Source organism: Ventosimonas gracilis, assembly GCF_001580025.1.
Lineage (GTDB): Bacteria > Pseudomonadota > Gammaproteobacteria > Pseudomonadales > Pseudomonadaceae > Ventosimonas > Ventosimonas gracilis.
Window position 1 is genome coordinate 13,120 of record NZ_LSZO01000192.1, and the last position, 12,482, is coordinate 25,601.

16 protein-coding genes are annotated in these 12,482 nt (G+C 55.2%); 8 read left to right on the plus strand and 8 right to left on the minus strand.

The genetic code is table 11. From position 1 onward, the window contains the following. Nucleotides 1-3 precede the first annotated feature (3 nt). Complete coding sequence (locus AXE65_RS10940; RefSeq protein WP_068392365.1) at nt 4-729, minus strand: RNA methyltransferase; 726 nt, start codon at nt 727-729, stop codon at nt 4-6. A 147-nt stretch (nt 730-876) separates the two neighbouring features. Between AXE65_RS10940 and hslV the strand changes: the two genes are divergently transcribed. Genes hslV through AXE65_RS10955 form a run of 3 tightly spaced genes read left to right on the plus strand, consistent with a single transcriptional unit; the run spans nt 877 to nt 3,147 of the window. Next, nucleotides 877-1,413 (plus strand): ATP-dependent protease subunit HslV, encoded by a 537-nt coding sequence (gene hslV / locus AXE65_RS10945; protein ID WP_068392193.1) that lies wholly within the window; start codon nt 877-879, stop codon nt 1,411-1,413. Nucleotides 1,414-1,443: 30 nt separating this feature from the next. Beyond that, nucleotides 1,444-2,769, plus strand: coding sequence for an ATP-dependent protease ATPase subunit HslU (hslU, locus tag AXE65_RS10950; protein WP_068392196.1), 1,326 nt, complete (start codon nt 1,444-1,446; stop codon nt 2,767-2,769). Between the two features lie 3 nt (nt 2,770-2,772). Beyond that, nucleotides 2,773-3,147 carry a gamma-butyrobetaine hydroxylase family protein gene (locus tag AXE65_RS10955; protein WP_068392199.1) on the plus strand — a complete coding sequence of 125 codons (375 nt, stop codon included), beginning with the start codon at nt 2,773-2,775 and terminating at the stop codon, nt 3,145-3,147. Nucleotides 3,148-3,315: 168 nt separating this feature from the next. On the opposite strand, the gene AXE65_RS10960 is transcribed toward AXE65_RS10955, so the two are convergent. The 6 genes from AXE65_RS10960 to AXE65_RS10985 all read right to left on the minus strand — a co-directional run bounded on the left by AXE65_RS10960 (nt 3,316) and on the right by AXE65_RS10985 (nt 6,493). Continuing rightward, nucleotides 3,316-3,651: a type II toxin-antitoxin system YafQ family toxin gene (locus AXE65_RS10960; protein ID WP_068392202.1), complete on the minus strand. Its 336-nt coding sequence runs from the start codon at nt 3,649-3,651 to the stop codon at nt 3,316-3,318. After that, nucleotides 3,623-3,901: a type II toxin-antitoxin system RelB/DinJ family antitoxin gene (locus AXE65_RS10965; RefSeq protein WP_068392204.1), complete on the minus strand. Its 279-nt coding sequence runs from the start codon at nt 3,899-3,901 to the stop codon at nt 3,623-3,625. Before AXE65_RS10965 ends, AXE65_RS10960 begins: the two co-directional genes overlap by 29 nt. 290 nt (nt 3,902-4,191) lie before the next feature. Continuing rightward, nucleotides 4,192-4,479 (minus strand): HigA family addiction module antitoxin, encoded by a 288-nt coding sequence (locus AXE65_RS10970; RefSeq protein WP_068392208.1) that lies wholly within the window; start codon nt 4,477-4,479, stop codon nt 4,192-4,194. 13 nt (nt 4,480-4,492) lie between these two features. Continuing rightward, on the minus strand, nt 4,493-4,771 hold the full coding sequence (locus AXE65_RS10975; RefSeq protein WP_068392211.1) for a type II toxin-antitoxin system RelE/ParE family toxin: 279 nt from the start codon (nt 4,769-4,771) through the stop codon (nt 4,493-4,495). A gap of 125 nt (nt 4,772-4,896) precedes the next feature. Beyond that, complete coding sequence (locus AXE65_RS10980; protein ID WP_068392215.1) at nt 4,897-6,033, minus strand: beta-ketoacyl-ACP synthase III; 1,137 nt, start codon at nt 6,031-6,033, stop codon at nt 4,897-4,899. Nucleotides 6,034-6,049: 16 nt separating this feature from the next. Further along, nucleotides 6,050-6,493 (minus strand): HIT family protein, encoded by a 444-nt coding sequence (locus AXE65_RS10985; RefSeq protein ID WP_068392218.1) that lies wholly within the window; start codon nt 6,491-6,493, stop codon nt 6,050-6,052. Nucleotides 6,494-6,640: 147 nt separating this feature from the next. On the opposite strand from AXE65_RS10985, the gene hflK reads away from it, so the two are divergent. The 5 genes from hflK to AXE65_RS11010 are packed head-to-tail and all read left to right on the plus strand — an operon-like array spanning nt 6,641 to nt 11,431. After that, nucleotides 6,641-7,819, plus strand: coding sequence for an FtsH protease activity modulator HflK (gene hflK, locus AXE65_RS10990; protein ID WP_068392221.1), 1,179 nt, complete (start codon nt 6,641-6,643; stop codon nt 7,817-7,819). Continuing rightward, a complete protein-coding gene (hflC, locus tag AXE65_RS10995; RefSeq protein ID WP_068392224.1) occupies nt 7,819-8,688 on the plus strand; it encodes a protease modulator HflC in 870 nt (289 codons plus the stop codon). Before hflK ends, hflC begins: the two co-directional genes overlap by 1 nt. A 3-nt stretch (nt 8,689-8,691) precedes the next feature. After that, a complete protein-coding gene (locus AXE65_RS11000; RefSeq protein ID WP_068392227.1) occupies nt 8,692-8,901 on the plus strand; it encodes a site-specific DNA-methyltransferase in 210 nt (69 codons plus the stop codon). Nucleotides 8,902-8,927: 26 nt separating this feature from the next. Continuing rightward, nucleotides 8,928-10,136: an ATP phosphoribosyltransferase regulatory subunit gene (locus AXE65_RS11005; RefSeq protein ID WP_068392228.1), complete on the plus strand. Its 1,209-nt coding sequence runs from the start codon at nt 8,928-8,930 to the stop codon at nt 10,134-10,136. 2 nt (nt 10,137-10,138) lie between these two features. After that, the gene (locus AXE65_RS11010; RefSeq protein ID WP_068392231.1) at nt 10,139-11,431 is read left to right on the plus strand and encodes an adenylosuccinate synthase; all 1,293 of its coding nucleotides are present in this window, start codon (nt 10,139-10,141) and stop codon (nt 11,429-11,431) included. Here AXE65_RS11010 and AXE65_RS11015 read toward each other — a convergent pair. Then, nucleotides 11,428-12,297: a helix-turn-helix transcriptional regulator gene (locus AXE65_RS11015; protein WP_079214144.1), complete on the minus strand. Its 870-nt coding sequence runs from the start codon at nt 12,295-12,297 to the stop codon at nt 11,428-11,430. The two genes, AXE65_RS11010 and AXE65_RS11015, sit on opposite strands and share 4 nt — an antisense overlap. Between the last annotated feature and the right edge of the window lie 185 nt (nt 12,298-12,482).

Here is a 12,482-nt window from a genome sequence, read left to right on the forward strand (position 1 = left end):
TTATCACCCCCTCTTTTCTACGGCGCTCAGGATACCGCGCAGAATATTAAGCTCAGTGCGTTCCAGCGCCGTGCGAGCAAATAATCGGCGCAGCTTGGGCATTAGATTCATGGGTTTGGCCGGGTCTAAAAACGCAACTTGCTGCAACACCCTTTGTAGATGGGTATAAAAATGCTCCAGCTCATCGACCTGCGCCAGCGGCTCTTGCGCTTTTTTACAAACCCCGTTGATCAGGTGCGATTGCAAAGCCGCCATGCGCAGTTCATAAGAGAGCACCTGCACCGCCGCCGCAAGGTTGAGCGAGCTAAACGCCGGATTACTGGGAATTTGTACCTGAAACTGGCAACGCTGCAACGCTTCATTGCTCAAACCCACACGTTCATTGCCAAACAACAGCGCGACCGTTTCGCCCTGCACGGCTTGCTTCAGCATTTTTCCCGCCGCTTCACGTGGATCAAGCAGCGGCAGTGAAATATGCCGGCTGCGTGCACTCACGCCAAAAACCTGCACGCAGCCGCTTATCGCCTGCGGCAAGTGATCCACCACTTGCACCGCTTCCAGCACATCTACAGCGCCCGCTGCACGAGCGCTTGCGACCACGCTTGGAAATTCCATCGGCGAGAGCAAAACCCATTGCGACAATCCCATCGTCTTTAAAGCCCGCGCCGCCGCGCCGATATTGCCGGGATGACTGGTGCCTTCCAGCACCACGCGAATGTTTTGCAGCAAGTGTTTACCCACTTAAGGCGAGAAAAAAAGCAGGTAAGGGTACCTGAGCAAGGCGGCAAAATAAATCATGACGCCGTTTTTATAAACTTGAAATCAGCCTGCCTGCCCCCATATCCAGCGTTCATTTGGATTGATTGGAGAGCACCCTTGACCACCATCGTTTCTATTCGCCGTCATGGTCAGGTCGTGATGGGCGGCGACGGGCAGGTTTCCCTCGGTAATACGGTCATGAAGGGCAACGCCAAAAAAGTCCGCCGTCTTTATCACGGGCAGGTGCTGGCCGGTTTTGCCGGGGCGACGGCGGATGCCTTTACCCTGTTTGAACGCTTTGAAGGCAAGCTGGAAAAACACCAAGGCCATTTGATACGCGCGGCGGTGGAGCTTGCCAAAGATTGGCGCACCGAACGCGCACTAAGCCGACTGGAGGCGCTGCTCGCCGTTGCCAATAAAGAGGCCTCGCTGATTATCAGCGGCAATGGCGATGTGATTGAACCGGAACACGGGCTGATTGCCTTAGGTTCCGGCGGCAACTACGCACAGGCCGCAGCGCTCGCCCTGCTGGAAAAAGCCGATCCTGAGATGAGCGCCGAGGAAATCACCGAAACCGCACTTAATATCGCCGCCAATATCTGCGTATTTACCAATCACAACCTTACACTGGAAGTGCTGAACGGCGCTGCCTGACCCCTTTTTTATTGAACTTAAGAGCATTCCATGTCCTTACTCCCGCGCGAGATAGTCCAAGAACTCGACCGCCATATCATCGGCCAGGGCGAAGCCAAACGCGCCGTTGCCATTGCCCTGCGCAGCCGCTGGCGGCGCATGCAGTTAGATAGCGAACTGCGCAGCGAAGTCACCCCGAAAAACATCCTGATGATAGGTCCCACTGGCGTTGGCAAAACCGAAATTGCCCGAAGGCTCGCCAAACTGGCGGCTGCGCCCTTTATCAAGGTGGAAGCGACCAAATTCACCGAAGTGGGCTATGTTGGCCGCGACGTGGAGTCCATCATCCGCGATTTGGCCGATACTGCGCTCAAAATGCTGCGCGAGCAGGAAATGCTCAGATTGCGTGATTTAGCCGAAGATGCCGCCGAAGAGCGCATTTTAGACGCACTGCTGCCGCCCGCCCGTGACGGACAGCCTGCCGAAGACAGCAACACGCGCCAGTTATTTCGCAAACGCCTGCGCGAAGGCCAGCTTGACGACAAAGACATTGAAATCGAACTGGACGACCTGCCCGGCCATGTGGAAATCATGGGGCCGCCCGGCATGGAAGAAATGACCAACAAAATGCAGGAGTTGTTCGCCAATTTGGGGCGCGGCAGAAGCCGCACGCGCAAGCTCAAAATCAAAGAAGCACGGCGCTTGGTGCGTGACGAAGAAGCGGCCAAGCTGGTCAATGAAGACGAACTCAAAGCCCGTGCGCTGGAATCCGTCGAACAAAACGGCATTGTATTTATTGACGAAATCGACAAAATCGCAGGTTCAGGCCACAGCCACGGCGCGGATGTCTCGCGCGAAGGCGTGCAGCGCGACCTGCTGCCGCTGATTGAAGGCTGCACAGTCAATACGCGCTTAGGCATGCTCAAGACCGACCATATTTTGTTTATTGCCTCCGGTGCGTTCCACCTGTCCAAACCCAGCGACCTGGTGCCGGAACTGCAAGGCCGCCTGCCCATCCGCGTAGAACTCAAAGCGCTCACGCCGCAAGACTTTGAACGCATCCTGACGGAACCACACGCCTGCTTGACCCAGCAATACGCCGCGCTTTTGGCGACCGAAGGCTTAAGCGTGGAATTTTCCCAAGAGGGCGTTGCCCGCATTGCCGAAATTGCCTGGCAAATCAATGAGAAAACCGAAAACATCGGTGCCCGTCGCCTGCATACCTTGCTGGAAAAACTGCTGGAAGATGCCTCTTTTAATGCGGAAATCTTAAGCCAACAGCAAAATGGCAAGGCGCTTTGCGTCGATAGCGCCTATGTCAACGAAAAACTCGGCGAACTTTCGCAAGATGAGGATTTATCGCGCTACATTCTCTAACTTATGCGCATTCCAACCAGCATCAAACTGCACAAACGCTCGCAAACGCTGGAACTTTCTTACAGCGCTTTCGAGCGTTACCTATTGCCCGCCGAGTTTTTGCGGGTCTATTCGCCATCCGCCGAAGTGCGCGGACACGGCAAGGAAGTGCTGCAATACGGCAAACAGTACGTTGCACTCACCCGCCTTGAACCGGCCGGACAATACGCACTAAAACTCTATTTCGACGACGGCCACGAAAGCGGCCTGTACAGTTGGGATTATTTGGAGCATCTGGCGCAAAACCAACAGAGTCTGTGGCAGGACTATCTCTGCAAATTACAAGCCGCCGGCAAATCCCGCGACCCGCATGAGACGGTGGTGAAATTGATGCTGTAGATAGATTGACATCCGCGCTCTTGACCTGTCTGGCAGCAACATACTCTGGGCTTTGTCAAATCACTCAAACTGCGCGTTCGGTGCAGACACTCGACGGGTGAATCTCTCTGTGGTGACGAAGGCCACAACGACCGGCAGGAACGGTTCGGACAGCGCGTTCGGTTGATTTCAAGATGACGAAAAAAGCTCGGCATGGGTGCCGGTGCGGGTAAACACCACCATGCCATGCTTGCCCGTATCGTCCAATCTGTAGATCAGCAGAAAGTCGCCGCCAACATGACATTCACGATGATTTTTCCAATCGCCTGTGAGCGGGTGATCCAGCCATTCGGGCGGTAGCGGGCTATGGTTGGCAACCAGCCGCAGCATGACTTCTTTGAGCTTGTGCATGTCATATCGGCCAGAGCGTGACAGGCGCTGCCAGTCCTTGAGAAATTCTCGGGTATAGTCAGACCCACACGGCAGGGTTGCCCGTTTACTGGCTGCTGGCTTTTTCAAGGTCATCGATCAAGGCATCGGCACTGGCAAAACGCGCGTGGTGGTTTTTGATAATGCTCTCGGCTTCATCGATGGCGGCACGGCTGGCCGCGTTCGGGGTTTTGATGGCAAAGGGCAATGCCTGGTCAGCGGCAATGCGCGTCAGGAATACGCGAACGGCATCAGAAACGGTCAATCCCATCGCGGTCAGGGCTTGCGTGGCCTGCGTCTTGACGGATTCGTTGACGCGGACGTGAATCATGGTGGAAGAAGTCATGATGGCTTCCCGTTCAGGTGGTTGCTGCGATGAGATACATTGTATCTCAAAAGGAGGTGCGAGCAGCAAAAAACATCAATGCCTTAATAAAGGACAGGTTGAACAAGTGCTGGATCCATGACAGAAAAACGGCCATGAATCAGTATGTCTAAACTTTTAAAAGAAATTGAACTCGATTTTATATAACAGTGCACAACACCTAAAATCGATATTTGTCAGATCGAGTCTAAATTTATGCATGCCCTTTCGTCGTTAACGCAGCCGAATTCGAGTGCGTTAAAACGCCCGCGCTAAACCGCAGCGATCAGCCGTTCAATAGCGGGTTGTTCGCGTCGTTCCAAGTGCCACAGATCGTAATCGGTCTGTACCGCAAGCCAAGTTCGAGCGCGGCCAATACCGGCTCTCTCCAAACGCAAGGCGAGGTCAGGGCTAATTGGAGCGCGACCATGCAGTACCCGCGACAAATGTTCACGGCCATAACCCAAATGTCGTGCAAGTACGGCCACTTTCATATTCAAGGCGTGCAACACATCCTCACGCAGAATTTCCCCCGGGTGGGGTGGGTTAAATATTGTCATAACAATACCTCTGCTAGTGATAGTCCAGATAGTCCACCAACTCAACGCCATTCACTGTAAAACGGAATATCACGCGCCAGTTGCCACTAATGCCGATAGACCAAAAACCAGCCAAGTTGCCTTTCAGTGCGTGCAGTCGAAAGCCGGGCAAGTCCATATCAGCAGGGACGGTTGCGCGGTCAAGCAAAAGCAATGCGCGACCCAGTTTTGCGGCATGTTCGGCACGAATGCCACGGGTACTGCCGGTTTCGTAGAACAGGCGCAGCCCTTTATGGCGAAAGCTGATAATCATGCGGGCGACTGTGACATGTTACATCACGCTTTGCAATGCGGGGTGACAACCTAGATACAGAAGCGTAATCAGAAGCCACGCCTTACCTTCCTTTTGGGGATAGCAGCGGTTTTTATTGCGATTTGTCAGATAAAGTCTAAATTTCTACGCCTTAGCAGTACCGACCCGATCGAATAGCCCGCACCAAAAGAGCAGAGCACGCCCAGCGCACCTTGGGCTAAGTCTTGTTGATGCAGGTGGAAGGCGATGACTGAACCGGCCGAGCTGGTATTGGCGTAGCGGTCGAGGATAACAGGCACTTCTTGCTCGCTCGCTTCACGCCCTAAAACGCGGCGGGCAATCAATTGGTTCATGGTTAAATTGGCCTGATGCAACCAAAAACGCGCAATATCACTGGCGGCCAGTTGATGTTCGGCCAGATGCGTTTCAATCAATTCGGCGACCATTGGGCAGACTTCTTTAAACACTTTGCGGCCTTCTTGCACAAAGAGTTTATCGAACGCAGCACTATCTTCATCTTCGGCGCGATTTAAAAAGCCAAAGTTATTGCGGATATTGTTGGAAAAACGGGTCGCCAGTTTGCTGCCCAGCACTTCCCATTGTTGATTAGAGCTGGCAAGGTCTTTTCGCTCCAACAATAAAGCGGTAGCGGCATCACCAAAAATAAAATGACTGTCGCGGTCACGAAAATTTAGATGGCCACTGCAAATTTCTGGATTAACCAGCAAAATCGCCTTCGCCTGTCCGCTTTGCAGCAAGCCGCAAGCGGCAGAAAGGCCAAAGGTTGCCGACGAGCAGGCAACGTTCATATCCCAAGCAAAACCGTCCACCCCCAGCGCCGCTTGCACTTCAATGGATAGCGCCGGATATGCGCGCTGCAAGTTGGAGCAGGCAACGATAACGCCGTCTATGTCCGCCGCCGTGCGTCCGGCGCGTTGCAACGCCTCACGCGCGGCAGCGGTTGCCATTTCGCAGAGAATGCTTGGGCTTTCGTTGCTGCGCACAGGCAAATACGGACGCATGCGTTCAGGGTCGAGAATGCCTGCTTTATCCATCACAAAACGGCTTTTAATGCCGGAGGCTTTTTCGATAAAGGCACTGCTGGATTCAGTCAGCGGCTGCACCTCGCCGCACTCGATGGCTTCACTGTTTTGCTGATTAAAACGCTGCACGTAAGCATTAAAGGAAGCGACCAGTTCATCATTGGAGATGCTGTGCGCCGGGGTATAAAGACCGCTGCCGCTGATCACGACCTTATGCATAAAGTGTCCTCGTAAGTTAGCCAAGACGGGCAATACGCTGCACAAGACGCTGTTGTAATGCACTCAGTTCAGCAGCCTCAGCACGTCCTGAACCATGGCAAGACAGCGCTTTATCGTTGTAGCGAGGAATAATGTGCATATGCAGATGAAACACCGTCTGCCCGGCAGGGGCGCCGTTAAATTGCATGATTTGCACGCCATCCGGCTGTAATTCTTCTACCAATATCTGGCTAAGTTTTTGTACGACGAGCATCAGTTTACCGAGCGTCTGCCCGTCCACATCCAAGAGATTACGGGCGCGAGCCTGTTTGGGGATGACCAGCGTATGGCCGAAAGACTGCGGAAACAAATCAAGAAAAGCAAGGCAATCTTCATCTTCATACAGCTTGTAGCAATCTGCCTTGCCCGCGAGGATTTGGGCAAAGATATTGCTCTCGTCGTAAGTGCCGTGCAGGCTCATAAATCCTTACCTCGGTTAAGCGTAACAAAGTGCGCACCTTAGCTTTTTTCGCTTCTCTTGTAACGATGCCCTTTGCGTAAGCCTAGGCGCATTGGGTAGCATGCGCAGTTCTTTAAGCGTCTGTGTCATAGAAACTGGAGACTGGTTATGGCTTGGAATGAACCCGGGGGCAACCCGCACAATCAAGACCCTTGGGGAAACCGTCCACGTGGCGGCAATAACCAAGGCCCGCCGGATTTGGACGAAGCCTTCCGCAAGTTACAAGACAAGCTCAACGATATGTTTGGCGGCAAAAAACGTCCGAATAACGGCGGTAACAATAGTGGCGACGGTAAACGCGGCAGCTTGGGGCTGCTGGGGCTTGCAGCGGTGGTACTGCTCGGCTTTTGGCTGTACAACGCCATTTACGTGATCGATGAACAAGAGCAGGCGGTGATTTTGCGCTTCGGCCAATACCACCGCACGGTAGGTCCCGGGCTTAACTTCTACCTGCCGGTCATTGAGCGCAAATTCCAGGAAAACGTCACCCGTGAACGCGCCTACAGCAAGCAAGGGCAGATGCTAACCGAAGATGAAAACATCATCGAAGTCCCGCTAACGGTGCAGTACCGCATCAGCAATCTGCAAGACTTTGTGCTGAATGTCGCCAATCCTGAGCTGAGCTTGCAGCAATCGACCGATAGCGCCGTTCGCCACGTGGTCGGCTCCACCGCGATGGACCAAGTGCTCACGCAAGGCCGCGAGCTGATGGCGAGCGAGGTCAAAGAACGCCTGCAAAGTTTTATGGATACCTACCAAACCGGCATTACCGTCACCCAAGTCAACCTGCAAAGCGCCGCCGCGCCGCGTGAAGTACAAGATGCCTTTGACGACGTTATCCGCGCCCGCGAAGAAGAACAGCGCGAGAAAAACCAGGCCGAAAGCTACGCCAACGGCGTAGTACCGGAAGCGCGTGGTCAAGCGCAGCGCATTTTGGAAGACGCCAGCGGCTACCGTGAAGAAGTGATTGCACGCGCCGAAGGTGAAGCCAAACGCTTTAGCCAACTGCTCACCGAATACGAAAAAGCCCCGCAAGTCACCCGCGAGCGCCTGTATCTGGACAGCATGCAAGGGCTACTTAGCAACACCAGCAAAATCCTGTTAAGTGGCGGCAATGAAAAAGGCGGGCAGAACAGCCTGATTTACCTACCGCTCGATAAATTGATGGAAAACCGCGCCGCTACGGCCACTTCATCAACCATTCTTTCCGGCACCGACGCCACTGGCACGGCTCGCCCAAGCAACAACGAACCACTGCGCGACCTGCGTTCAAGGGAGAGCCGCTAATGAACGGCAAAGCACTGATTGGCCTGATTTTTGGCGCACTCGTCCTAGCCCTTGGCTGGAACAGCTTTTATATCGTCCTGCAAACCGAACGCGCCGTTTTACTGCGCTTTGGTAAGGTGGTCGAGTCGGATGTCAAACCGGGTCTGCACCTTAAAATCCCCTATATCAACCAAGTACGCAAATTCGACGGCAGGTTAATGACGCTGGATGCGATCACTTCACGCTTTTTGACGCTGGAGAAAAAAGCGCTGATGGTCGATGCCTTCGCCAAATGGCGCGTGCGTGATGCCGAGCGCTTCTATACCGCGACCTCCGGCCTTAAGCAGATTGCCGACGAACGCCTGTCGCGCCGTTTGGAAGCCTCGCTGCGCGACCAGTTTGGCAGTCGCACCCTGCATGAGGCGGTATCCGGCGAGCGCGACGCGCTGATGGCACAAGTGACCGCCTCACTCAACCGTTCGGTACAAAACGAATTGGGCGTAGAAGTGATTGACGTGCGCGTCAAAGCCATTGATTTGCCACGCGAAGTCAACCGCAGCGTGTTTGAACGCATGGCCTCCGAGCGCGAACGCGAAGCGCGCGAGCACCGCGCCAAGGGTAAGGAACTGGCCGAAGGCATCCGCGCCGATGCGGATCGCCAGCGCCGTGTCATCATCGCTGAAGCCTACCGCGAGTCGGAAATCAAGCGTGGTGAAGGCGATGCTGAAGCGGCGCGGATTTACGCCGCCGCCTACGGCCAAAACCCCGAGTTCTACGCCTTCTACCGCAGCCTGCAAGCCTACCGCGAGAGCTTTGCCGACAAACGCGACGTGCTGGTGTTAGACCCATCCAGCGACTTCTTCCAATACCTGGAACGCGGTGCTCGCTAAATCATGCCCGCTTCCCTTAAGTTGCCCTTGGTGGATTTATGGCTTAATCCAATCCACCAAGGTGATTGTTTGCAAATCATGCAATCGCTACCGGAAAACAGTATCGATTTAGTGATGACTTCCCCGCCTTACAATATTAAAAACAGCACCGGCAACGGCCTTAAATGCGGCAAAGGTGGCAAATGGGCCAATGCCGCGTTAATCGAACCCTGATAAGCCCTTCCCCGGAATTTTAAAAAATGATCCAAGCTGAGCGCTGGTTATTGCCTGATGGCATTGAAGAAGTGCTGCCGCCGCAAGCGGCGCGTATTGAGGCGGCGCGGCGCGAGGTGCTGGATTTGTTTGCGCGCTGGGGTTATGAGTTTGTGATTACCCCGCATATTGAGTTCTTGGAATCGCTTTTAACCAGCGCAAGTGCCGATTTGGATTTGCGCACCTTTAAAGTGACCGACCCGCTATCCGGCCGGCAAATGGGCTTGCGAGCCGATATTACCCCGCAAGTCGCGCGAGTGGATGCGCACAGTCTGGGGCGTGCAGAGCCTACCCGATTGTGCTATGCGGGCAGTGTGCTGCATACCCGTCCGCGTGCGCTGGCCACTTCGCGCAGCCCCATTCAATTGGGCGCGGAGCTTTACGGCGATGCCAGCGGCGAAAGCGATATCGAGGTGATCAGCCTGATGCTTGCCATGCTGGAACAAATGCAAGTAAAAGGCGTGCATCTGGATTTGGGGCACGTTGGCATTTACCGCGCACTGGCAAAATCGGCTCAATTACCTGCTGAACGGGAGCAGCAGTTATTCGATGCCTTGCAGGCCAAAGCCTGTGATGAGGTGGCCGCCTTAACCCAAGCTCTGGATCAGCCGCTAAAAAGCATGCTATGCGCCCTGCCCCGCCTGTGCGGCGGGAAAGAGGTGCTCGCCCGGGCGAAAACGCAGCTTGGCTCCGCAGCTGATGAGGTGAAAGTCGCCATTGATGCACTGGAACATATCGCAAACGCCCTGGCCGAACGCTGGCCGGATTTACCGCTGCATTTTGACCTCGCCGAACTGCGCGGCTACCACTATCACAGCGGTGTGGTATTTGCAGCTTTTGTTCCTGCTGTCGGCGGTGCGATTGCCCAAGGCGGGCGCTATGACGATATCGGTGCGCAATTTGGTCGCGCCCGTCCGGCGACCGGTTTTTCCACCGATTTAAAAACCTTGACCGACCTTGGCCAATTTGAGCCTCCCGCTGTCGCCGCACCGATTTGGGCACCGCCAAGCAGCGAGCCTTCGCTTTGGCATGCCATTTTGCGGCTAAGGCAAAGCGGGCGGCGCGTGATTCAGGCGCTGCCCGGGCAAGATTTATCAGCGGCTCGCGCCGCAGGCTGTACGCAGCAACTACTGTTTACTAAAGGCAGTTGGCAACCGATGCCGCTGCCGCCGTTGCAATCAACCTTGAGAGAGTAAAGATGGCTAGAAATGTCGTCGTGCTGGGCACCCAATGGGGTGATGAAGGCAAGGGCAAAATCGTTGACCTGTTGACCGAACAAGCCGCCGCCGTGGTGCGTTACCAAGGCGGCCACAATGCCGGTCATACTTTGGTGATTGATGGCAAAAAAACCGTCTTGCACCTTATCCCTTCCGGCATTTTGCGTGAAGGCGTGCAGTGCTTGATTGGCAACGGCGTAGTGGTCGCCCCCGATGCCCTGCTTAAAGAAATCGGCGAGTTGGAACAAAACGGCGTGCCGGTGTGCGAGCGCCTGCGCTTAAGCCCGTCCTGCCCGCTGATATTGCCGTTTCACGTGCGCCTTGACCTCGCCCGTGAAAAAGCCCGCGGCGCGGCCAGCATCGGCACCACCGGGCGCGGCATAGGTCCTGCTTATGAGGATAAAGTCGCGCGGCGCGGTTTGCGCTTGGGCGATTTGCTGCACCGCGAGCGTTTCGCTGGAAAACTCGGCGAACTGCTCGACTACCACAACTTTGTGCTGGTCAATTACCACAAAGAAGCGCCGGTTGATTTTCAAGAGACGCTGGACCTGTGTCTTATCTGGGCTGAACAACTCGCGCCGATGCTGGCCGATGTCACCAGCTTGCTGCACGGACTGCGCCGCGCCGGTAAAGACATTATGTTTGAAGGGGCGCAAGGCGCACTACTCGACATTGACCACGGCACCTATCCGTTCGTCACCAGCTCCAGCACCACGGCAGGCGGCACGGCGACCGGCTCCGGCTTCGGCCCGCTGTATCTTGACTATGTGCTGGGCATTACCAAGGCGTACACCACCCGCGTGGGTTTTGGGCCGTTCCCGACTGAACTGTTTGATGAGGTCGGCAAAGCGCTGTCCGAGCGCGGCCAAGAAGTCGGCGCAACCACCGGGCGGGCGCGGCGCTGCGGCTGGTTTGACGCGGTCAACCTGCGCCGCGTGGTCGAAGTGGGCAGTATCAGCGGTCTTTGCTTGACCAAGCTCGATGTACTCGACAGCTTGCCCACACTGCGTCTGTGCGTGGCTTATGAAGACGAGAACGGCAGGCCGGTCGAAGCACCGACCGATGCCGACAGCTACCTAGGCCTTAAACCGGTCTACGAGGAACTGCCCGGCTGGCAGCAATCCACCCAAGGTATCAAGCACCTGGAAGACCTGCCGAGCAACGCCCGCGCCTATATCAAACGGGTTGAAGAGTTGGTCGGCGTGCCCATTGACATCATATCCACCGGCCCTGATCGCAGCGAGACCATCATCTTGCGCCATCCATTTGGCTAAGCCCTGCAACTTGCCGTATCGCCGGCCACAAACAACGCCACTTTGCGGCTGCCGGAATGAATCGCCTTAGGCGTGAATCCGGCAAAGCGGCGGATGGAGTGGCTAAAGTGCGTGGCATCCGGATAGCCGTAGTTGAGCGCAAAATCGGTCAGACTGGTTTGCTCTTTGAGGTGATAAAGCAAGCTGCGTGCGCGGTGCCAAGCGCGATAGCTGCGAAAAGGTGCACCGACTTCGGCTTTAAACAGGTGCAAAAAGCGTGAAGTGGAAAGACAGGCCTGCTCGGCGCACTCCTCAGCGCTTAGCGTGATATTGGGGCTGGCTTTAAGCCGCTCCAGCACCTTTTGCACACGCACATCCAGTCTTCGCGCCGCCAGCGGCTCGCCAAAAAACGCACGGTCAAACTCGTCATTGCTGGCGTAACGACAAGCGCCAACAGTGCGCAGCAATTCCAGCGCCGCGTGCATCTTCTGCGCCAATTCGCCCGCCTGCACGGCACCGCTTGGCTGCTGCAAAGGCGCTGGCAATGCCGAAAACTTCAGCGTTTCCGGCTCCAGCAGCAGTAAGCAGCCAATCGAGCGCTCATCAAAGGCAAGCCAATGCTTGCACCAAGGCTGCACAATAGAAAACTTCGCGGATTGCCAATCGCTGCCTTTATCGCCAATACGAATACGGTGCGCCCCTTGCAGCGATAAATACAGCGCGAGCGCACCAAAACAGCGCTCAGCGGGTTGGCCTATCACGCCAAGATAAAGAAAACGATCGGTATTAAGCCACATCATCGGTGGCCATTTTTTGTTCGCCTCGCCCAAGGGATTGATACAGGTCGGTAACATACTCGGTAACGCCACTTGATTTAATGGACTCATAAGACTCTCGATACTTCTAACAAACTATTGATAAATAAAGCAACTATCGGTTTCTTTGCCCATTGCGGGTAGCTGCCTTGCAGGCAATGACTTAAGCGCCTGATCACGATTGACGCCCACTTCCTTAGTAACTTGTGTTGATTGACAGTTGCGCGGTATCGACCAAGCGCGCTTGGCATTTTGCT